The organism is Myroides profundi (assembly GCF_000833025.1).
GTDB lineage: Bacteria > Bacteroidota > Bacteroidia > Flavobacteriales > Flavobacteriaceae > Flavobacterium > Flavobacterium profundi_A.
This window is the reverse complement of sequence record NZ_CP010817.1, coordinates 58440-80687: the sequence shown is the minus strand read 5'-3', so window position 1 is coordinate 80687 and position 22248 is coordinate 58440. Positions and strand designations below refer to the sequence as shown.

Sequence of the window (22248 nt, the reverse complement as noted above, 5' to 3'; positions counted from 1 at the left end):
GTTGTATATATAACCTAAAGTACGTTTAGTACTTGCTCTTTTATCTTCTCTAATTCATCCTTCATCTTTACCACTATTTTCTGCATCTCAGCGTGGTTAGATTTAGATCCCATAGTATTAATCTCACGTCCCATCTCTTGACCGATAAACCCAAGTTTACGACCATTAGCCTCAGCTCCTTCAAGTGTTTCAATAAAGTAATCCAAGTGTTTGCTCAGACGTACTTTCTCCTCTGTGATATCCATCTTTTCTAGATAGTAGATCACCTCTTGCTCATATCTATTCTCATCGATATTTAACTGAAGTTCTACTAAGTTCGTACGCAATCTTTCTTTTACAGTTACGATACGCTCTTTGTCTAATACAGATACCTCATCCATATACTTACGGATGTTACCGATACGCAGTCTGAAGTCTTGCTCTAATGAAGCTCCTTCACTAGCTCGGAATTCCTTCATATTAGCGATAGCATCAGTGATAACCTTTTCTATCTCTTTCCACTCATTCTCGTCTAATTCAGCACGCTCTACTTTTAATGCATCAGGCATACGTACAGCCATTTTCATAAGCTCTGTAGCATCTGCATCAGGGATAATCTCCTTCATTTGATCAATATATGCCATCACGATAGGGCCATTAATCTTATTAGAAGTTTCTTCTGCTGTAATCTCACTATATAATGAGAAGTCTACTTTACCACGCTCTAATTCTTGTGCTATAAGATTACGAAGAGGTAGTTCTTTCTCTCTATACATCAAAGGCAATCTAACATTTAGATCTAAGCTTTTGCTATTAAGCGATTTTACTTCTACTGTGATTTTCTTTGTTGGTAATTGCAAACATGCCTTACCAAATCCTGTCATCGATTGTATCATATATTAAAAAATAATAGCTACAAAGGTAACAAAATCATTACTAACTGACTTATAAATAGCACAAAATACTGTCTATAAGATTACAGATTATCGCTAAGTCAATATATCCGTGATAATAAACCTGTTTATCTTCTATAACTTCAAATAAAAGCTCTTATAGTAGTAAACACATTCATACTCAAAATAATAAAATACAAATTATATATACATAAAAAAAGAGAGCCATATAGCTCTCTTTTGTGTTTTATACTCCTATTATTTGTTCGTTTCATCGCCTAGAATAGGAGATAACCAAAACAACCATAACTATGAACTACGCCTTCTAAGTCCTTATTTAGACCACCACAATCTACAAAGTCAGCAATAGTTAAAAGTCGCGATGAAACTATGTGAATTAAATTTTTTACTAAAACAACCTAACCTTAACTCTTCTGTTTTAATTTAACCCCCAAACACTTAAAACTTTTTCTTTTCTTTTTTTATAAAGGAATTAATAGCAATTCTTCCCTTTCGTCTTCGATATTAAGACAACAAGCATCGCATTTGGTCACATCAAAAAAAGAATATTTTTTTAAAAAAGTATTTAATCAACAGATATACAGACAAATGTCTGTATAAAAAATATACTTAAAAATACTAACAAACCTATTTAAACAGAGGTCATTCAACAAAAGAATACTTAATATACTACTTGATTAAGCTATAATATAATTGTACTAATCCTGATTCAAAAGACTTTGTACTCTCTAACTTTAACTTAGACTCTGGTATACCGATATCAAATAATCTAGTACCTCCACCTAATAATACTGGGATAACAGATAATACGATCTTATCTATGAGTCCATCCTTCAATAATCTGTTGACTAACTGTGCTCCTCCATCGCAGAATATATCTTTACCCTCTTGTGATTTCAATCTAGATACTAATTCCTTTAGATCACCATTATAGAAAGTCACATTACCTTCTGTAGGTAAATTTTGTCTAGTCATGACATACGTCTCTTTATCTGCATGATGAAATCCATGTCCTTGACTTACTACCCAGTCATACGTACGCTTTCCGATCAAGACCGTATCAATCGTTTCTACAAAAGCGGTATAACCATAATCTTCTCCTTCTCGCTGTACAGCATCCAAGAAACTCAAATCATCCCCTGATTTTGCGATATAACCATCCAAACTACTCGAAATGTATAATACTACCTGTCTCATATCTCTTTGATTTTAAAACACAAAATTGCTAACTTTTATCCTCCTATAAACAAATAATTACCTCAGCAGGTAAAAACCTTATCTGAAGCGTTTATATAATTTATTGTATTAATGTTTCCCTTATAAATAAAAAAGAGCCAGCACATGCTGACTCTTTTCTTTACTATTTATTCTTTACTTGTTCGATAGCAGCCTCTACTACTTTCTTACTATTCCCAACATAAATGTTACCGTCGATAAACATTACTGGGCGATTTAGAAAAGTGTATTGCTCTAGAATAAGCTTTTTAAAATCATCTTCTTGAAGATTCTTGTCTTTCAACCCTTCACTTTTGTACAGTTGAGCACGCTTATTGAATAGTTTTTCATAGCTACCCACTTGCTTATACATCTCTTCTAACTGTAGCTCTGTTACAGGGGTCTTCTTAATCTCTTGTAGTTCAAACGTATCTAATTCTGGCATCTCAGCCATGATACGCTTACATGTCGTACAAGTACTTAAATAATATATCTTTCTCATATTATACATCTTTTACGGTAATGATATGTACTGGACAAACTTTCTCTGCTTGTTCACATGCCTCTAAAATAGTATAATCTGGCGACTTAAGCGTATGAAATCCTTTATTATTCAAAGATTTCAATAAAACAGTCTTTCCATCTTTCTTAGACATTTGAAACTGCTGAGGAGCAACCTCAACACAATAATTACATCCGATACACTTATCGCGTTGTAGCGTGACTATGACCATTATGCCTCTACTATTTTATACAGTTTATCAGATAAGCGAATTCTAAACGGAATCTTGATGGTACAGTCATCTCCTTTAGTCGCTTTCTCTACCTTCTGCTCATTGACGAATAATTCTTCTACGATTAACTCTTGTGCTCCCGTACTAGGTCCAGTAATAAGAATCTTATCTCCTACCTTGATATCATAAGCTTCTATTTTAAACTCTCCGATAGACGCTTTTTGGAAGTAGTGAGCAGCTTTACCTACATACACTTTTTTCTGAGTTGCATTACTACCAGGATTATCACTCCACTCTCCCAATTTCTGTCCTAAGTAATATCCACTCCAGAATCCACGGTTATACACCGTTTCTAAAGCTTTCATCCATTCTGCTACTTTCTCTTGAGAGTAAGTACTATCAGCGATAGCATCAATAGCCTCACGGTAAGTACGAATCACAGTTGCTACATACTCAGGAGCTCTACCTCTACCCTCTATCTTCAACACCTTAGTACCAGCATCAATCACTTGATCTAAGAAATCTAAAGTACATAAGTCCTTAGGAGACATCATATACTCATTGTCTATCTCGATCTCAAAACCACTCTCTTGATCTATTACAGTGTATTTTTTACGACAGTTTTGTTTACATGCTCCTCTGTTTGCAGAAGAGTTATGTGAGTGAAGACTTAAATAGCACTTCCCTGATACTGCCATACACAATGCTCCATGACCGAAGATCTCTATCTCTACCAAATTGCCAGAAGGCCCTTTCACTTGTTCTCTTTCAATAGCTTCAGTGATCTTTTTTACTTGTCGCAAGCTCAGTTCACGAGATAATACGATAGTATCAGCGAATAAGCTATAGAACTTAACAGTCTCAATGTTCGTTACATTTAGTTGAGTAGAGATATGTACTTCTAACCCGATCGCTCTTGCAGATGCAATTACTGCCTGGTCAGATGCGATTACTGCTGTAAGCCCTGCCTCTTTTGCCTTATTCAATAAAGTTTTCACCACTGATAAGTCGTGGTCATAAACGATAGTGTTTAATGTCAAATAAGTACGTACATTCTTCTCTTTACATCTTCTCGCAATCTCTTCTAAATCATCAATAGAAAAGTTCACCGTAGAGCGTGCACGCATATTTAACTGGTCTACTCCGAAATATACTGAGTCTGCACCGTTATCTAATGCGGCCTGTAAAGACTCGAAGTTACCTGCAGGAGCCATAAGCTCTACTCTTCCTGAAACTGTCATATTCTTTATGCTTAATCTATTATTTTATACAATTGGTCGTTTTTACGAATACGGAAACCTAATTCCATAGTCACCTTATCTCCATTATTAGCTGTACTAACTTCCACTCCATTTACCATCATCTTCTCTATAGTTAGTCTTTCATCACCTGTAGTAGGCCCTACAATAGCTACTTTATCTCCAACATTTAACTCCTTGTCAACAATAAACTGCCCTACACTTGCTTTAGTAAAGTAGTGTTGAGCTGTCCCGATTAGAACTTTTCGCTCTGCTTGTTTCTTGCGGATTTGCGTTACTGCACTTACCTTCACTGCTTTGATCTCATCAGTAGCGCTGCGTTCTCCTTGGAACTTTAATGCCTCTGAGCGCCCTTTCTTGAATACTAAGTTTCCTTTTTGTACTCCTTGACGCAAGCGTTTTTGTTCATCTTCTGGTAACTGAATGATATCTAAACACTCATCAGAACAGCATCCATGCATCTTCTCAGCACACTCATCACACTGAATGAACAGTAAATGACATGCTTCGTTAGCACAGTTTACGTGAGTATCACATGGTTTACCACACTGGTGGCAGTTAGAGATAATATCGTCTGTGATACGCTCTCCTAGACGGTGGTCAAACACGAAGTTCTTTCCGATGAACTTACTCTCTAATCCTTCAGCCTTTACCTGACGAGTGTATTCAATAATACCTCCTTCTAATTGGTATACATTCTTAAACCCGTTGTGTTTAAAGTAAGCTGATGCTTTCTCACAGCGGATACCTCCTGTACAGTACATCAATAAGTTTTTCTCCTCTTTGATGTCTTCTAATTGGTCTTTAATGATTGGCAGTGATTCACGGAATGTGTCCACGTCTGGAGTGATCGCTCCTACGAAGTGCCCTACTTCACTCTCATAGTGGTTTCTAAAGTCCACTACTACTGTATTCGGGTCTTCTAATAATTCGTTGAATTCTTTTGCCTTTAAGTGAATTCCCTTATTCGTAACATCGAATGTATCATCGTTTAGACCATCAGCTACGATCTTGTGTCTAACCTTTACTGTTAGCTTTAAGAATGATAAGTCATCTTGCTCTACAGCTACATTCAGACGGATTCCTTTCATGAAGTCATACTGCTCTAACGTCTCTCTGAATGCATCAAACTTAGATGCAGGCACAGACATTTGAGCATTGATCCCCTCATGAGCTACATAAGTACGTCCTAAAGCGTCTAATGCATCCCAAGCTAGGAATAAATCGTCTCTAAATTGTTGTGGGTTTTCTATTTTGGCGTACGCATAGAAAGATAAAGTCAAACGGTTCTCTCCCGCTTGCTCGATAAGTTCAGCTCTTTCCTCTGCGCTTAATGTGTTATACAGTTGCATGCTATATACTTTTAAGTGTAGATTATATATGTTTGAAATCCTAAATGGAAGAATTTCGGTGCAAAGATAGTATTTAGATTTAAAAATGAGAATTGAACCTTATAAAATTTACATAAATAGTTAACTATCAAATTATTCAATCCTTTTTTTAGAACCTCAGCTTCTATTTTAAGCATCTCCTCTACGAAAGGTATTCTGTAAGAATACTTGACCTTATAGATTTATCTTTTGTTATGAATTGAACGGGATAATGCATTCCTTAAATATCCCCATAAACAGCCATTTTTGCGAAATAGACGAGTCTAAACAATAATATATGAGACAATTATACAGATATTTGTTTCAAATAAAATTCATAAAATGGACAATAAAACCTTATCAATCGTATCATACATCACATTAATTGGATGGTTAGTAGCATTCTTTGTAGGAAAAGAAAAAGCAAATGATTTACTAAAATACCATCTAAGACAATCATTTGGTGTATTAATCTTAAGCTTCGTTTTATCACTTGTTATACGAGTAATAGCAGGTATATTCCCAATCATTGCAGGCATGATAGCACTAGTATTATACTTAATTATTCTTTTATATATGATTATGGGAATACTTAATGCAGCTGGAGAAAAGAAAAAACCATTACCTCTTATCGGTGAATGGTCAGATAAGACACTTAACTTTATTAAGTAATACACAGGTATTATCTAAACAAGAAGAGGTTGACTGTATAGGTCAACCTCTTCTTGTTTATCCCTATGCCTTAAAGTCAAAATCATCAAATATCTGACCTAAATGGTGTTCTAAATGACTTACATAATCTTCTACTAAAAAGGCAAGCGTATGACCATTAGCCATTTTAATATTCAAAACCTCAACAGCAATATTACAAACGATCTCTAAGAGAAATGCATTATACATCTTCCATATTCTAATCACAGAATCTTGTGACATTTGCTGATAAGCACTCGCTTCTACCCACTCATTCTGCGCATAAGAAACAAAAGGATTATCCTCAAACTGACCTCTAACAAAACGGTGATGATTATTAGTCGCACTATCGATAAGATGTCCTACTATCTCTTTTTTACTCCACTTACCCTCTGTTTCTTTATAAGAAAACTCTTCTTCTGTAAACTGCTCTAATCTAGCTGGTAACACATCTATATAATATTGTAGTTTACTCAAGTCTGTTGTCGTCATATCTATCTTTTTATGACTAGTAAAAATAGAAAAAGCCACCTTACAGGTAGCTAATAATTATACTAAGTCCATTGGACAGCATTAGATATTATGTGCTATACGCCACAGCACTCCAGAAGGATCTATTAATACAAAGTCTCTCATCATCCACTCCCTATCTTCTACAGCCGTCAGTCGGATATCATATTTTGACTGAAGATCTAGGTTTTGCAGATGTGTGTACCAATCATCTGCATTCTCTACTTGCAAATGAAACATTAGATTCTCTGCTGCCTCTTGATTATAAAAATTCTGTAAAAAGAACTTCTCCGTTCCACAATCAAGCAAGCACAGTTCTTCACTCTGCCATACTATCTTAAATCCAATAGCTGTATAGAACGCTTTAGACACCTCAAAGTCCTTACATGGAATAAACGACTTTAGCTCTACTACCGACAAATTAAGTTCTTTATGTTCCATCATTACCTTTATATTATACTTACAAAAATAACGAAAGCTACCCTTTTGAGGTAGCTTCTGTTTATATAAATAATAATAGTTCTTATTGTTTAGTGAACACTTCCGTCACACCATTAGTAGTAAGCTTTAATGTATTCTGATCTGTCACCTCATACGTAAACGTAGCAGACTTCACAGAAGTAGAATCAGTACCTATCATCGCTGTTTCGAAGATAACAGTATTATCTACCATCTTCCATTTAGTGAATTCGTTAGCCTTATCTTTGATAGAAGACATTGTCCCGTCCTCTTTTAGTTCGAATCCTTGTAGTAGACTTGCATCTGCTCCATTTGGTTGTGTCCATGCACCTACCAAGTGTTTCATATCAAGAATGACAGGAGTAGACTCAGCTACTGTTTCTGTTGGTGTAGTTTCTTCCACTACTGGAGCTTCTGTCTGTTGTTTACAAGAAGCGAAAGCGATAGCTACAAAAGCTAAAGCAAGAACTGTTTGTTTCATTTGTACTTAAAAAATCTAAATTAGATTACTTTTTAGTGAATGAATCTTTTGACTCACCATTCACTAGGTTTAATGTTTTACCATCAACCACCTCAAATTGGTATGACACAGTATCTACACTAGATGTACCATTACCGATACTCTCTTGTTCTAAGAACAATTTATCTCCTTCTACCCACCACTTATTTGTTTTAAGTGTAGCCATATTAATAGAAGTAGCAGTTCCGTCCTCTTTTAGTTCGAATCCTTGTACTTCTTTATCATTAATAGGGTTTGGTTGAGTCCAAGACGCAACTAATACTGTAGTGTCCACAGCCTCAGGTGCTGTAGTCTCTTCTACTACTTCAGTAGTTGTTGTTTCTTCAGATACAGGAGCTTCAGTTTGTTGTTTACAAGAAGCGAAAGTAATAGCTACTAATGCAATAGCTAAAGTCATTTTTGTTAATTTCATAGCGATATAAATCTTTGTTTTTGTTGGATCAAATGTAGGATAGAGAAGTGTGAAAAAATAAAATTAAGAATAATTTAACCAAGCCCATAACAACAAGTAAAACAACCGATTACAAATAAACTTTTCTTATAAAAATCGTTTTTTAGTTAAAAAAGGAATAGGACTATTCTGTCCACATTCTCAGAGAGATTCATCATGATATATACTTCTTCTAAATCACGCTATCCCAACCCCATATACCGAAAACAAAAAAGTCGCTTTTATAGCGACTTTTGTATTTCTTATGGTTTCATTTTATAATCAGTAAATACCTTACCATTCATAATTTTATTAAGCTTTGTACCTATCAACTTTTTAGTCAATGAGCTTAATCGATCTGTAAATAAAACCCCTCTCGTATGATCGTACTCATGTTGTATAATACGCGCTGTAGTACCGTGGAACGTCTTAGTATGAGGTTTAAAGTCTCTATCTAGATATTCTATCGTGATAGACCATGGACGTGTAACACGCTTAAAAATATCTGGAATACTTAGACATCCTTCTATCTCATCCCATGTCTCATCAGACTTACCGATAATACGTGCGTTGATAAACGTCTCGCGCATCCCTGTATCTCCCTCTGCGAAATTAGCTTTGCGCTCATCCTCTTCTGCATTCTCATACATCACGATACTATCTACTACGAATAGCTGTTTAGTCTCTCCTATCTGAGGAGCTGCTAGCCCGCATCCATAAGCGTTCTCCATAGTCTCCCACATATTATCGATCAGCTTATTTAGATCTTCAGAACTGCTATCTATCGCATCACAGTCTACTTTTAATGTTTTATTTCCGTATGCTAATATTGGTAATTTCATTGTCTTTCTATTTGTTACAAAAGTCGGGATAAGTTACTTCCTACACAAAAAACTAACCTTAAATAATTTAATAACGCATACCATTACGTAAGTCTACATAGAAGTATTTATCATCTTGACGCACTTTTACATAATGCCCTTGTTCTATCTCGAAGATTACATCATAGGCTATTGGTAGTATGATATCTCCTTTTTTATTCAGGATCCCCGTCTTTGCCATCACAGTGGTATACACTAATCCATGACCTACTGATAGTATAAAGTCACACTCCTTACTGAACAACGTCTCTCCCGAAGTATTAATACAATGAAAGATATTAGAATCATCCTCTAGTACGAAAGCAATTCCATCTTTAAAATCACTAGCATCTACATATTTATAGTCGATAACTACCTCTCCTGTCTTATTTACATAACCGTAAGCATCTCTATTACGGATAGGGGCTAAACCATTTCTAAAGGTTCCAACATATCCAATTTCTTCAGAGAAATGCTTGACAACATCTCCTTTATCATTGATGATAACACGACTGTTATCATCTAGACTCATACTCGCTAATCCCTCAGAAAATTGTGTCCCAAAAGAGTACTTAGGCTCTATAACCCACTCTCCTTTTGGGTTAATAAACCCGTAGTGATTATTACTGCCAACTAATCGATAACGGTCATTCTCAAAAATGGTATCAGACTCGATAATCATCTCCAGAGTAGAAGTAATCTTATGGCCTCCCTCATCATATATCGTAGTCCTATGGTCTTTTTGTGTCATGAAATATTTCGATCCACGTCTATCCACATGAGTGGTGATGATTAGATACTTTGGTTCTACCATCCACTCTCCTACTGTGTTTATAATACCATACTCACCATCACTTACACTCGCTACAGCCATACCTCTGCTAAACATCCAAGCGTCGGCATACTGAGGTTCTATCACCCAATTCTTATCCGTATCTACATATCCCCACTTTCCATCCTTATCTTGAGAAGGAATCAATATAACGTCTTCTGTACCTTCTATTACATTACTTATTACTAATCTATCTCCTAATAAACCATCACAACTAGAGAATGAAAACAACACTACTAAATTGAACAGCACTACTTTAAAACAATTTTTTATCTGATACATATATTATCCTAATAACACTAAAATTAAATGCTAAAAATACATAATTCTAAAATAGTACACACCGTATCACTTCTTCCTTCAATACAGTCAATCACTTTCTATAAATAAGCCATACTACAAATGCAACACCATACACTTAAACTTACATACTATCTCATAAAAGAACGAAGCCATCATGTCCTATTATTCCAATCATAATTGAGGTGGTCGGCTTGTGGTCGGCTTGTGATGGGCATTTGGTCGGCTTAAAAGTGCATAAAATAGCCGATCACTACCCTATCAAATACTGATCATTCCCTTATCACTCAAAACAACATCTAAATCTTACCACTCACTCTCTAGACCTTATCGCAACCAACATCCTCATTATATTCACACCCTTATTTATAGAATTATTTCTCCTACATCATACTATCACTTGGACGAGGTTAAGAACAACGCATTGCTATAAATTATATCATAGCAAAGAGATCATATATCTCTGCTATAATTCATAGCATAATGATACCACTCTCTTGGACTGTAATTAATTTATATTACTTTTACATCAGTAAGAATCTAATTTTTATAAAAAATGAGTGCAGATAAAGAAGCAAAATTAAAAGCGTTACAACTTACACTTGATAAGTTAGACAAAACTTATGGTAAAGGAACAGTAATGAAGTTGGGAGATACTGCTGTAGAAGAGGTAGAAGTTATTTCTTCTGGATCACTAGGTATTGACCTTGCATTAGGTGTAGGAGGGTTCCCTAGAGGAAGAATTATAGAGATATACGGTCCAGAATCATCAGGTAAGACGACTTTAACTTTACACGCTATCGCAGAAGCACAAAAAGCAGGTGGTATCGCAGCATTCATTGATGCGGAGCACGCTTTTGACCGTTTCTATGCACAAAAACTAGGTGTAGACATTGACAACTTAATTATATCTCAACCAGACAACGGGGAACAAGCATTAGAGATTGCTGAGAACTTAATTCGTTCTGGAGCTATTGATTTAGTAGTAGTCGATTCTGTTGCTGCCTTAACTCCTAAGAGTGAAATCGAAGGAGAGATGGGAGATTCTAAAATGGGATTACACGCTCGTTTAATGTCTCAAGCTTTAAGAAAGTTAACTTCTACTATTAGCAAGACTAACTGTACTGTATTCTTCATTAACCAGTTACGTGATAAAATCGGTGTAATGTTCGGTAACCCTGAGACTACTACAGGAGGTAACGCATTGAAGTTCTACGCTTCTGTACGTTTAGATATTCGTAAATCTACTCAGATTAAAGATGGTGAGAATGTGATCGGTAACAGAACGAAGGTAAAAATCGTGAAGAATAAAGTAGCACCTCCTTTCCGTACTGCTGAGTTTGACATCATGTATGGTGAAGGTATCTCTAAAGTAGGTGAAGTACTTGATATGGCTGTAGACTATGAAATCGTGAAGAAAAGCGGATCTTGGTTTAGCTACGGTGATACTAAATTAGGACAAGGTCGTGATGCTGTTAAATCAGTAATTAAAGACAACCCTGAACTAATGGAAGAACTTGAACAATTAATCAAGGACGAAATCAAAAATAAAGAAGCTTAATTGTTTCTATCCTTAAATACGAATCCCTCACAATAATATTGTGAGGGATTTTTTTATATATCAACCTATAAATCCAGCTAGTGCAGCATATCGTAACGTCAATACTGCTATATACATAAAACCACTAACATAGAGTATTACACTGTACTTATCATCCATATCCGGTCTAAACAACAATAGATATAAAATAGCTCCTATAACCATCCCAAACAATGTAAAGACAGCTAACATTGATCTTCCCTATTGATCTTGTCTATCATAAGCCTGTACTGCAAACAGATAAGGAACAGTAAGTATTCCTATTCTAAAAACAAGTAATACAAAAAAATTATCAAAAAATCTCATAGTACAAATATTCTGATTATACATTATAAATCAAACAGTTCACAACTGTCATTACTAACTAAAAAACACTACACTGTCACTCACTCTATCATCATAAAGAATTTAACTACAACATATAAAAACAAAAAAAGTCAAACTATACCAACAATACAGGCCAACTGAATAACAATGAATAAACAAACGAGATAAAGTAAGACAACAATACTCAGTACTATTACAGGCTCTCTCAACAATGCTCTATACAAAATGAGAAAAAGGGCTACTATTAAAAAAATTAAACTTAGCAATACTAATATACCAGCAAAAACCAACATAGGTCCAAAGAGCCATCTCGGAAACATAGTTTCATTACAAGCCCATATAGTCCATAACAACCACGGCAACCACGTTATCAAAATACCTTTTAGTAATAATCTCTTATCAAAGTACATACGAACCTCTTTTAACACAGATTAAAGTTACTAAATAATAGTATTCTAAAAATACCAACGCCTTTTATATAATAATCCATTAACACTAGGCACTAAAAGGAGAATCACTTAATTTTGTACTTCAATAAAACACAAAACAACAATATGAAATTACGATTATTAGCACTTATGCTAACAATTATGACCTTTATTAGCTGCGACGATCCGTTTAAAAGACATGATTTTTATCTGTCTAACCCAACTGATAAAGAGATTACAGTATCACTAGATGATCAAAAATATACCCTAGCACCAAATACTTTTGAGGTATTAAAACTAGAAAATGGTCTACACGAATTAGACTACAATGGACAAAAAAACAAGTTCAATGTATTCAAACAAAACTCTGGTGGTATCATCAACCCAACATTAGAACCACACTATATCTTCTCAATGGTATATGCTACAGAAGGAAACTTTGACAAATTTGGTTCTACTGCGAGAGAAGTAGTTATTGATGATGTACTTTATGAAGATAATATCAAATCGACTAACGCTCTATTTATAGATAATAATCTATACAGATGTACTTACTTCTTAGGTGAAGAATATCCTGAAGAACAGATTACACATAATAAGAATGCTGTAGGTAACTTCTACAATAAATTCTTTACTAAAGCAGAGTTCATAGCTTTCTACGATGAAGATTTACCTGCAGAGAGCAAAGGTTTTCACCAACAGAACATGGTTGCAGGAGGAGAGTGTACGATTACAGAACCTAATGCATTAGAGCTAAAGCTACCAGACGTGCCACAAGAAGATGTGATTGCTTCTTATAAACAAGAGATGGCATTAGTAGAAGAGTTTAAAGCTTCAACTGATGCAGGCCGTCAAAAAGAGATTCAAAAAGAACTATTTGATTTATCAATGAGCCGTTCTAAACTTAATATTAATTACAGTAAACTATCTACTGAACAAAACCAATCTATGAATGACTTCGTTCATGCTAGTGGTAGAATTTCAGGAGCAGGTATTATACAACTGTGAATCCATAAACCACACTATAACTAAAAAAGCGGTGAGATCTTCGTTGTCTCACCGCTTTTTGCATTATTTCGCTTTATATTCCTTCTCCCATTCTAGCACAGGATCATATAATAGATTAAAAGCTATATCTCTTACTTCTTTTTTATTCTCTAAGGTCAGCCCTTTCGTTTCTATACAAGGAAATATCTTAACTGGTACCACTCCTGGGTGCCCTATCCCCCACACAAAAGGGAAATAATGTCTCAACCTACCAAACGCTAAAGGAGCTATCGGTATCTGGTGATCTATAGCAAGCCGAAAAGCACCATCCTTAAAACTGTCTAGTATAATCGTTCTATCATCTGTCACGCCTCCTTCTGGAAAAATGCAGATGCTCAGCCCTCTACTTAGACGCTCTTGTGCACTGTCGAATACTTGCTTCTTACTTCTTGCATCCTTTCTATCTACTAGAATACAAGCACGCTTATAAAAGAACCCAAACACTGGAATACTCGATAATTCTTTCTTACCTACAAAGACAAAAGGATTGTCCTTTACAAGGATAAGCATCATCATAATGTCTAACATCGAAGTATGATTAGCAATAAACATATAACTCTTCCCTTTCTCTAACGGAGTCTCCTCTTCTATCTTATACCTCATCCCTATTCCGTAAAATACGAGAATAGCCCAGATACGAGCTACTTTAAAAAACTGAGGATATGTCTTCTCTGATCCAATCGTTATCAATAAAAAAGGAGATAATATTAAAATAACGATTACCATCCAGATATAAAACCACAGTCGCCAAAGTGAACTGAAAAACGCACCTATACTTTTCATCATTTGTATTACAAATTCTATCTTTTACTAACTTCAAAAATAAACAATTCTATCGCCATATAACCACATTAGCTAGTAAAAACTAGGCAAATAAACTTCAATTCGCTTATCTTTGCTTTTTAAATAATTAATATCACGCAATGGCTAAAATTCTAACAGGAGTTCAAAGTACAGGAACTCCACACTTAGGGAATCTTTTAGGAGCTATTCTACCAGCAGTAGAAATGGCAAACAAAAAAGAGAATGAGTCTTTTATTTTTATTGCGAACTTGCACTCTGCAACGCAAATTAAAGACGCTAAAACTTTACAAGAAAATACCTATAGTGTTGCGGCTACTTGGCTTGCTTGTGGTGTAGACGTTAATCATGTAACTTTTTACCGCCAGTCAGATGTACCGCAAACAACTGAACTTACTTGGTACTTAAGTTGCTTCTTTCCATACCAACGTCTAACATTAGCTCATTCGTTTAAAGATAAGGCAGATGTTTTATCTGATGTTAATGCAGGGTTATTTACTTACCCAATGTTGATGGCAGCGGATATCTTACTATACGATGCAGAATTCGTACCAGTAGGAAAAGACCAAATGCAACACTTAGAGATTACACGTGATGTAGCGTCTCGTTTTAATCACCAAATGGGAGAAACTTTTGTATTACCAGAAGTAAAAATCCAAGAGGAAGTAATGGTTGTGCCAGGTACAGATGGAAACAAAATGTCTAAGTCTAGACACAATACCATCAATATCTTCCAAACGGATAAAGTATTGAGAAAAGAAGTAATGGGCATCGAGACAGATAGTACTCCTCTAGAGGACCCTAAGAATCCTGATACTTGTAATGTATTCACAATCTATAAACTATTAGCTACTCCAGAACAAGTAGAAGCAATGAGAGCTAAATACTTAGGAGGTAACTATGGTTATGGACATGCAAAACAAGAGCTTTTCGAACTTATCGTTGAGAAGTTTAAAGATATTCGTGAGAAATACGAGTACTATATCAATAACTTAGAAGAAGTAGATCGTCTACTAGGTATTGGTGCAGAAAAAGCGTCTGTAATTGCTACAGGAACTTTAAATAAAGTAAGAGAGAAACTAGGTTACGGAAGTGCTAAATAGTCTTCTATAACCTTTCTTTAGATATCTTATAAGCCTTACCTCAGTGTAAGGCTTTTTTATTTATCATCACTATAGTAGTTCAAAATACTTACCTGGCAATGGTCTTACTACTCCAAGCATTTCTAAATTAAGCAGGATACTACTTACTTTATAAATCGGAAGTGAACAACTGAGTGCGATAATATCTAGTAACTCACGTTCGTGTTTACTCAAAAAATCTACAATCAATTGTTCTTCAGGATTGAGATCAAGAAACAGTTGGGGTTGAATAACTTTAGGCGCTTTAGCTTGGGCATCCCAGTTTAAAGTTTCTACAATCTCCTTAGCAGAAGTTAATAATTGAGCTTTATTCTTTTGAATCAGATGATTGCACCCTGCACTCATAATATCACCAACTCTCCCAGGAACTGCAAATACGTCTCTATTATAATCATTAGCAAAAGTCACTGTGGACATAGAGCCTCCCTTAATAGCACTTTCTACAACAATAGTCGCTTGAGACATCCCGGCGACAATACGGTTGCGCTGAATAAAGTTCTCTCTATCTACCTTACTACTTACCCAGAACTCAGATAGACAAGCTCCACCTTGTGCTTCAATACGCCTAGCTACAGCCGTATGAACATCTGGATAAACTCTATTCAATCCATGTCCAAGAACAGCATAAGTATCTAAACCACATTCTAAAGCAACTAAGTGTGCAGTGATATCTACGCCATAAGCTAGACCACTCACAATAATAGGATTATATGGCTTCAGATCACTTACTAATTCTGTACAGATATCCACACCCCTCTTACTAGGATTACGAGTACCTATGAAACTAATGACCTTTCTATTGTCTAAACTGATACTAGGAGATGTACTAAACAACAATAAAGGGCTATCCTCACACTCTTTCAACAAAGTAGGGTAACAACTATCTGTATAATCAAAACAGGACAAGCGATACTTCTCAATATTCTTTAACTCTTGTTCTACTCTTTTTAGAACGTTGCTATCTTGAAGATTCTGCCATAACATACTACCAATGCGATGTACAGCTACAACATCCTTTTCTTTGGCTAAAAAGACTTCTTTAGGAGAGCCAAAATAATCTAATAACCGCTTAGCTGTTATTGGCCCTACTCCCACAGTAGATTGTAATGCCAACATATAAAATAACCTCTCTTCTTCCATAGGTGTATAGGTAATCAATTATAGTATTTGTATCTTCACATCACAGCCTCAAAAACCTATCCAATATCACGTCATCCCTTGATATTCTTTCATTTGTTTTAGAAATATAACTTGCTAGAGATAAAAAAGTTATAGGTTGTTAAAAATAATAGTGAATATTTTTTTGATTAGTTATTGTTTAATGTAATTTTGTCTTTATGAAGATCGAAAAATACATATCAGCTTTGCTTTATAGATACCAGTGTGTAATCATTCCTGGTTTTGGAGCTCTATTGACAGAAATCAAGTCATCATACTACAGTGAGGAGAAACAATGTTTCTTCCCTCCGCAGAAGAGTCTTTCTTTTAATGCGAGTATTAAGCATAACGATGGGTTATTAGCTAATCATATCGCTGTAGAAGAGAATATCTCTTATGATGAAGCTGTTCTTTTAATCAATCAGAATATTAAAGGATGGGAAGTAGAGTTGCGCAATATCGGTAGTTTAGAATTACTGAATGTGGGTATGTTCCAAACTAATTCTGAAGGTAATCTAGTATTCGAACCTGCTTCTAATAGTAATTACTTAATGACCTCTTTTGGTCTATCTACAGTAATGGCAAAGACGATAGAGCGATCTCCTATCATCCCACTTGCTGAAACTGTTACGGTACCTACTGTGAAGACAAACAAGAAGTATACATTCTTTAAATATGCTGCTGTAGTAGCTTTATTTATTAGTACAGCTGGAGTCTTTGTAAACAAAGGATATGAAGCGTACTTAAACGATGAAGCGTACACTGTAGGTAAAAATGTTCAGAGCAGAGTAGAGAATAAAATACAACAAGCTACATTCATTATAGAGCCTACTGCTACTACTATCTCTATTCCTGTAAAAGAAGAAGAGGTGGTTATAGAAGAGACTGTAAGTACTCCTTATCACATTATCGCATGTGCTTTTAGATCAGAACAAACTTCGCTATCGGAGGCTAAGAAACTACAGAAGAAAGGGTATGAAGGTGCAAAAGCACTATCTCGTACGAAGTATGGAGTATATCCTGTCTCTTATGGTAGCTATACGACTCAACAAGAGGCTCAACGAGAAATGAGAAAAATACATAATACTATCAATATTGATGCTTGGATTTTAGTACAATAAATAGTTAAAACATATATCCCGAATCTGAAAAGGTTCGGGATTTTTATTTAATGTGCCTATATTTGTCGAAAATAATAACAATGGAAGCAAAATTAGTATCTGAATCAGCTACTTTAATGACAGACTTAGTTCTACCAGGAGAGACTAACCCACTTAATAATATGTTCGGTGGAGAATTATTAGCTCGTATGGATAGAGCTGCTGGTATCGCTGCTAGAAGACACTCGCGCAGAGTATGCGTTACTGCATCAGTGAACCACGTCGCTTTTAACAGACCTATTCCTCTAGGAAGTGTAGTAACTGTGGAGGCTAAAATATCACGCTCATTTAACTCGTCTATGGAAGTATACTTAGATGTATGGATCGAAGACAGAGAGTCAGGAATAAAGAAAAAAGCAAATGAAGCTATCTATACATTCGTAGCTGTAGATGATACAGGTCATCCTGTAGCTATCCCTGAGCTAATCCCTGAAACAGATTTAGAGAAAGAAAGATACATCGGAGCCTTAAGACGTAAACAGTTAAGTTTAGTTATCGCAGGAAAGATGAAACCGAGTGATGCTACAGAACTTATAGCTCTATTTAACGAATAATATTATGAAGAAATTATTATCCCTATTTGTAGTTGCATTCTTTGCATTACAGACAGCTAATGTATTTGCTTGGGGTACTACTGGTCACAGAGTAGTAGCTGAATTAGCAGAAAGAAACTTAAGCAAAAAAGCTAAAAAACAATTAAAAGAAATCATTGGCAACCAACAATTAGCTTACTGGGCTAACTGGCCAGACTTCTTAAAGTCAGATCCTTCTTGGAAATTCGCAGATAGCTGGCACTATATCAATATGCCAGGTGATCTAGATAGACAAGCATTCGATAAAGAACTAGCTAACTCTACAGATGAGAACTTATACAAAAGAGCTCTTATCCTTATCGAGGAGTTAAAAGACAAGAATCTTCCGCTAGCAAAAAAACAAGAGAATCTTTACTTCTTAATCCATATCATCGGTGATGCTCATCAACCATTACATATCGGTAGACCAGAAGATCTTGGAGGAAATAGAGTAAAAATAGAATGGTTTAGAAAAGCAACTAACTTACACAGTCTATGGGACTCTGCTCTAGTTGACTTCGATAAATATAGCTATACAGAATATGCTACTGTACTAGATGTACACGGTGCTAACTACAATCAAAAAATCACTTCTGGTACATTAGAAGATTGGATCTATGATTCGTATACGATGGCTAATAAACTATACGCTAGTGTAGAGCCTGAAGAATCTCTAAGCTACAGATACCACTTTGATCACAAAGACAACGTAGAAAGTCAATTACTAAAAGGAGGATTAAGATTAGCTAAAATCTTAAATGACATCTTTAAATAAGACAATTCTAAAGCATATAAAAAAGGCGAAGTAATCATACTTCGCCTTTTCTTATTTAGTGCTAAAACTAGCTTATTTACACCTTTAATTATCGACTATAACTAGATCTAGACGATGATGATGAGCTACCACTTCCTCCTCTACTGTAGCCTGATGAGCTACTTCCTGAAGATGAGCGACTATAGCTACTACTTGATGAACTACTAGGGTAAGAACTACTAGACGAGCGACTGTAGCTACTGTTACTAGAACTACTCGGATAAGAAGAGCTACCTCTACTATAACTAGATCTAGATGATGAGTTACTTGGATAAGATGAACTACTAGACGAATTATTATAACTACTATTACTAGAACTACTAGGATAAGATGAGCTTCCTCTACTATAGCTAGATCTAGAATAAGATGAATTATTAGACGATGAGCTCGTATTATTAGAAGAGCTACCTCTGCTGTAGCTAGAACGAGAATTGCTACTTCCTGTATTTGATATCGCTTCTCCTCTATTATAAGAACTAGAACTAGTATTATCTGTAGAACTACTACCTCTGCTGTAACTAGAACGAGAATTGCTGCTTCCACTATTCGTTATCGCCTCTCCTCTACTATATGAACCAGAACCATTAGTATCCATAGAACTACCTCCTCTGCTGTAACTAGAACGAGAGTTACCACTTCCATTACTAGATGTACTACTATTATCTGTATAAGCAGATCTTCTATAATTTGGATTTTGGTTACTGTCCACTGAGTATTCACTACGTGAGTTAGAACTACCTCTCGTATCTGTTAGATCTTTTCTATTATAGAAACTATCTTCTCCATATCTAGTTCTAAACGACTGGTTTGGATTCTGACTTTCATAAGAGCTCTGAGCCACATCATAATACATTCTTTGTGCACGTGTACTATATCTATTACTAGAATAATAATAATTGTTATAGTGATTAATTTGGATATGTACATGGCTCATATATCTATCTGTACTATAAGGAGAGTAATAATAGTAATAATCAGGATAATATCCCCAACCCCACGATGAGTGATAAGCTCTATAATTATTCGTCCAGAATAAAGTAAACATAGGAGGTCTACTTAAATAAACAGGCTCATAAATATAGTTAGGCCCATACAGATAAGAGTTCCCTACTACTTGCATTAATACTACATTTTCTCTAGTATCTTTTTCTACTTCAATAGTTGCAACATCTTGGAAAAGATCCTTGCCTAATACTGCCTGAATGACAATAAGGTGTGTTCTTCCTTCCACTAATTCCACAACTCGTAGATAATCTACATAACCATCTCTATTCAAATCGAGGTTATTGATTCTCAAGTTAGGGTCATTCAATCTAAATTCAAAGTCAGCTAAATCCTTAGACTCTCCAAATATAGAAGCTACAGCTTGAAGGTCTAGATTATCACTAATGTCATAGTTATTAGCTGTTACGACAGCTCTCTGACCAAAACTTAAAGCCCCAGTAAGAGAAAAAATAACTAAAAATATATATTGTATTGTTTTCATTTCGAAAAGTATAAAATGTTATCACTTCTTCTATAATGGCAAAAAATGTACCATAACAATCTATAGCAAGATACTGAAAAACAAAGAGTAAAACTTATTTGATTTCATAAAAAGAGCAAATGTTTTCATAATATTCCACATTTTAAGGGTAGTGATAACAAATTAAAAGACAGTATTTTAAAGTATCTTCTTATTTAGTCTTACAATTTTAGTAATTTTGCACTATAATATAGTTTATATGATTGATAGAGAAGAAATAAATTTTGAACGTTCTGTAATCGTTGGAATCATTACACAAGATCAAGATGAATCAAAGCTAAATGAGTATTTAGACGAATTAGAGTTTTTGACATTTACTGCAGGAGGACAAGTATATAAGCGTTTTACACAGAAAATGGACAAGCCAAATCCTAAGACCTTTGTTGGTACTGGGAAGATGCAAGAAATTCATAATTATATTGTAGAGAACGATATTCATACCGTGATATTCGATGATGAACTATCGCCTGCTCAACAAAAGAATATTTCGAGGGAACTAGACTGTAAAGTACTAGATCGTACCAACCTAATCCTAGACATCTTTGCTCAAAGAGCACAAACTTCGTATGCAAGAACTCAAGTAGAGCTAGCACAATTCCAGTATTTATTACCTAGACTATCTGGTATGTGGACTCACTTAGAAAGACAACGTGGAGGTATTGGGATGAGAGGTCCTGGGGAGACAGAGATAGAAACAGATAGACGAATCGTACGTGACCGTATTACCCTTTTAAGAGATAAACTAAAGGTAATCGATAAGCAAATGGCTTCTCAAAGAGGAAACCGTGGAGCAATGGTACGAGTAGCCTTAGTAGGGTATACTAACGTAGGGAAGTCTACACTGATGAATGCTGTAGGTAAAAGTGAAGTATTCGTAGAGAATAAGTTGTTTGCAACGCTAGATACTACTGTACGTAAAATCGTAATTGGTAACTTGCCATTCTTATTGTCAGATACTGTAGGGTTTATTCGTAAACTACCTACTCAGTTAGTGGAGTCATTTAAAAGTACCTTAGATGAAGTAAGAGAAGCAGATCTATTATTACACGTAGTAGATATTTCTCATCATGACTTCGTAGATCATATCGAATCTGTAAATGAGATTCTTAAGGATATCAAGAGTAATGACAAGCCTACTATTATGATATTTAACAAAATAGATGCTTATCAACCTGAGAGAATAGAAGAGGATGATCTAATGACAGAACGTACTTCTAAACACTATTCAATAGAAGAATGGAAGAAGACTTGGATGAATAAAGTAGGTGAAAACAATGCTATTTTTATCTCAGCAACAAACAAAGAAAACTTTGAAGAGTTTAGAAAGAAAGTTTACGAAGCAGTACGTGAAATTCACATTACACGTTTCCCTTACAACAACTTTTTATTCCCAGATTATGACCATTTAATTGAATCTTCAGAAGAAGAATAAAATATTTGTTTATAAATTAATTAGTAAAAGAAGATTAGATAATAATATTTTTTCTATTTTTACAGTATTGCTAAAAAGCTGATTATATGTATTTATCAATGAACAATAATTTCTCTAATAATAATTTGAATCGTTTCTACGACTCGAAGAGGAATCCTATTGGCATTGAT

General features: G+C 35.1%; 24 protein-coding genes. 8 read left to right on the top strand and 16 right to left on the bottom strand.

All coding sequences use genetic code 11. From position 1 onward, the window contains the following. Positions 1 to 14: 14 nt before the first annotated feature. The 6 genes from MPR_RS00380 to trhO form a co-directional block, all read right to left on the bottom strand. Entirely contained in the window at positions 15 to 863 is an 849-nt protein-coding gene (locus tag MPR_RS00380; RefSeq protein ID WP_082027811.1) for a YicC/YloC family endoribonuclease, read from the bottom strand. A 699-nt stretch (positions 864 to 1562) separates the two neighbouring features. Next, positions 1563 to 2090: a dihydrofolate reductase family protein gene (locus MPR_RS00375; protein WP_041888275.1), complete on the bottom strand. Its 528-nt coding sequence runs from the start codon at positions 2088 to 2090 to the stop codon at positions 1563 to 1565. Between the two features lie 163 nt (positions 2091 to 2253). Then, complete coding sequence (locus tag MPR_RS00370; protein ID WP_041895067.1) at positions 2254 to 2610, bottom strand: arsenate reductase family protein; 357 nt, start codon at positions 2608 to 2610, stop codon at positions 2254 to 2256. Between the two features lies 1 nt (position 2611). Beyond that, entirely contained in the window at positions 2612 to 2842 is a 231-nt protein-coding gene (locus tag MPR_RS00365; protein WP_041888273.1) for a ferredoxin, read from the bottom strand. After that, positions 2842 to 4083: a U32 family peptidase gene (locus MPR_RS00360; RefSeq protein WP_041888271.1), complete on the bottom strand. Its 1242-nt coding sequence runs from the start codon at positions 4081 to 4083 to the stop codon at positions 2842 to 2844. The genes MPR_RS00365 and MPR_RS00360 overlap by 1 nt, the downstream gene beginning before the upstream one ends. A gap of 11 nt (positions 4084 to 4094) precedes the next feature. Further along, positions 4095 to 5453, bottom strand: coding sequence for an oxygen-dependent tRNA uridine(34) hydroxylase TrhO (gene trhO, locus MPR_RS00355; protein ID WP_041888269.1), 1359 nt, complete (start codon positions 5451 to 5453; stop codon positions 4095 to 4097). A 360-nt stretch (positions 5454 to 5813) separates the two neighbouring features. Between trhO and MPR_RS00350 the strand changes: the two genes are divergently transcribed. Further along, the gene (locus MPR_RS00350; protein ID WP_041888267.1) at positions 5814 to 6143 is read left to right on the top strand and encodes a magnetosome magnetite crystal formation protein family; all 330 of its coding nucleotides are present in this window, start codon (positions 5814 to 5816) and stop codon (positions 6141 to 6143) included. Between the two features lie 63 nt (positions 6144 to 6206). On the opposite strand, the gene MPR_RS00345 is transcribed toward MPR_RS00350, so the two are convergent. The 6 genes from MPR_RS00345 to MPR_RS00320 all read right to left on the bottom strand — a co-directional run bounded on the left by MPR_RS00345 (position 6207) and on the right by MPR_RS00320 (position 10054). Then, positions 6207 to 6653, bottom strand: a complete 447-nt coding sequence (locus tag MPR_RS00345) for a DinB family protein (RefSeq protein ID WP_041895065.1) — start codon at positions 6651 to 6653, stop codon at positions 6207 to 6209. Between the two features lie 81 nt (positions 6654 to 6734). Next, on the bottom strand, positions 6735 to 7115 hold the full coding sequence (locus tag MPR_RS00340) for a VOC family protein (RefSeq protein WP_235280488.1): 381 nt from the start codon (positions 7113 to 7115) through the stop codon (positions 6735 to 6737). Between the two features lie 79 nt (positions 7116 to 7194). After that, positions 7195 to 7611, bottom strand: coding sequence for a lipocalin family protein (locus tag MPR_RS00335; RefSeq protein ID WP_041888263.1), 417 nt, complete (start codon positions 7609 to 7611; stop codon positions 7195 to 7197). A 25-nt stretch (positions 7612 to 7636) separates the two neighbouring features. Beyond that, positions 7637 to 8062 carry a lipocalin-like domain-containing protein gene (locus tag MPR_RS00330; protein ID WP_041888261.1) on the bottom strand — a complete coding sequence of 142 codons (426 nt, stop codon included), beginning with the start codon at positions 8060 to 8062 and terminating at the stop codon, positions 7637 to 7639. Between the two features lie 281 nt (positions 8063 to 8343). Next, entirely contained in the window at positions 8344 to 8922 is a 579-nt protein-coding gene (def, locus tag MPR_RS00325; protein ID WP_041888260.1) for a peptide deformylase, read from the bottom strand. 67 nt (positions 8923 to 8989) lie between these two features. Continuing rightward, a complete protein-coding gene (locus MPR_RS00320) occupies positions 8990 to 10054 on the bottom strand; it encodes a WG repeat-containing protein (protein ID WP_041888259.1) in 1065 nt (354 codons plus the stop codon). 574 nt (positions 10055 to 10628) lie between these two features. Between MPR_RS00320 and recA the strand changes: the two genes are divergently transcribed. After that, positions 10629 to 11633, top strand: coding sequence for a recombinase RecA (recA, locus tag MPR_RS00315; protein WP_041888257.1), 1005 nt, complete (start codon positions 10629 to 10631; stop codon positions 11631 to 11633). Positions 11634 to 11693: 60 nt separating this feature from the next. On the opposite strand, the gene MPR_RS18640 is transcribed toward recA, so the two are convergent. Continuing rightward, positions 11694 to 11864 carry a hypothetical protein gene (locus tag MPR_RS18640; protein WP_158438859.1) on the bottom strand — a complete coding sequence of 57 codons (171 nt, stop codon included), beginning with the start codon at positions 11862 to 11864 and terminating at the stop codon, positions 11694 to 11696. A 689-nt stretch (positions 11865 to 12553) separates the two neighbouring features. On the opposite strand from MPR_RS18640, the gene MPR_RS00305 reads away from it, so the two are divergent. Beyond that, on the top strand, positions 12554 to 13435 hold the full coding sequence (locus MPR_RS00305) for a hypothetical protein (protein ID WP_041888252.1): 882 nt from the start codon (positions 12554 to 12556) through the stop codon (positions 13433 to 13435). A 63-nt stretch (positions 13436 to 13498) separates the two neighbouring features. Here the strand turns inward: MPR_RS00305 and MPR_RS00300 are convergent, their stop codons facing one another. Further along, entirely contained in the window at positions 13499 to 14260 is a 762-nt protein-coding gene (locus tag MPR_RS00300; RefSeq protein ID WP_082027810.1) for a lysophospholipid acyltransferase family protein, read from the bottom strand. A gap of 137 nt (positions 14261 to 14397) precedes the next feature. Between MPR_RS00300 and trpS the strand changes: the two genes are divergently transcribed. After that, positions 14398 to 15378: a tryptophan--tRNA ligase gene (gene trpS / locus MPR_RS00295; protein ID WP_006257868.1), complete on the top strand. Its 981-nt coding sequence runs from the start codon at positions 14398 to 14400 to the stop codon at positions 15376 to 15378. Between the two features lie 69 nt (positions 15379 to 15447). Here trpS and MPR_RS00290 read toward each other — a convergent pair whose 3' ends face one another. Continuing rightward, on the bottom strand, positions 15448 to 16557 hold the full coding sequence (locus MPR_RS00290; RefSeq protein WP_489884324.1) for a DNA-processing protein DprA: 1110 nt from the start codon (positions 16555 to 16557) through the stop codon (positions 15448 to 15450). Positions 16558 to 16754: 197 nt separating this feature from the next. Between MPR_RS00290 and MPR_RS00285 the strand changes: the two genes are divergently transcribed. The 3 genes from MPR_RS00285 to MPR_RS00275 all read left to right on the top strand — a co-directional run bounded on the left by MPR_RS00285 (position 16755) and on the right by MPR_RS00275 (position 19082). Continuing rightward, positions 16755 to 17696, top strand: coding sequence for an HU domain-containing protein (locus MPR_RS00285; protein WP_041888248.1), 942 nt, complete (start codon positions 16755 to 16757; stop codon positions 17694 to 17696). Positions 17697 to 17776: 80 nt separating this feature from the next. After that, positions 17777 to 18289, top strand: a complete 513-nt coding sequence (locus MPR_RS00280) for an acyl-CoA thioesterase (RefSeq protein WP_006257871.1) — start codon at positions 17777 to 17779, stop codon at positions 18287 to 18289. 4 nt (positions 18290 to 18293) lie between these two features. Continuing rightward, the gene (locus MPR_RS00275; RefSeq protein ID WP_006257872.1) at positions 18294 to 19082 is read left to right on the top strand and encodes a S1/P1 nuclease; all 789 of its coding nucleotides are present in this window, start codon (positions 18294 to 18296) and stop codon (positions 19080 to 19082) included. Between the two features lie 88 nt (positions 19083 to 19170). Here MPR_RS00275 and MPR_RS00270 read toward each other — a convergent pair whose 3' ends face one another. Next, positions 19171 to 20607: a hypothetical protein gene (locus MPR_RS00270; RefSeq protein WP_041888246.1), complete on the bottom strand. Its 1437-nt coding sequence runs from the start codon at positions 20605 to 20607 to the stop codon at positions 19171 to 19173. Between the two features lie 238 nt (positions 20608 to 20845). Between MPR_RS00270 and hflX the strand changes: the two genes are divergently transcribed. Continuing rightward, positions 20846 to 22078: a GTPase HflX gene (hflX, locus tag MPR_RS00265; RefSeq protein WP_006257874.1), complete on the top strand. Its 1233-nt coding sequence runs from the start codon at positions 20846 to 20848 to the stop codon at positions 22076 to 22078. Positions 22079 to 22248 lie beyond the last annotated feature (170 nt).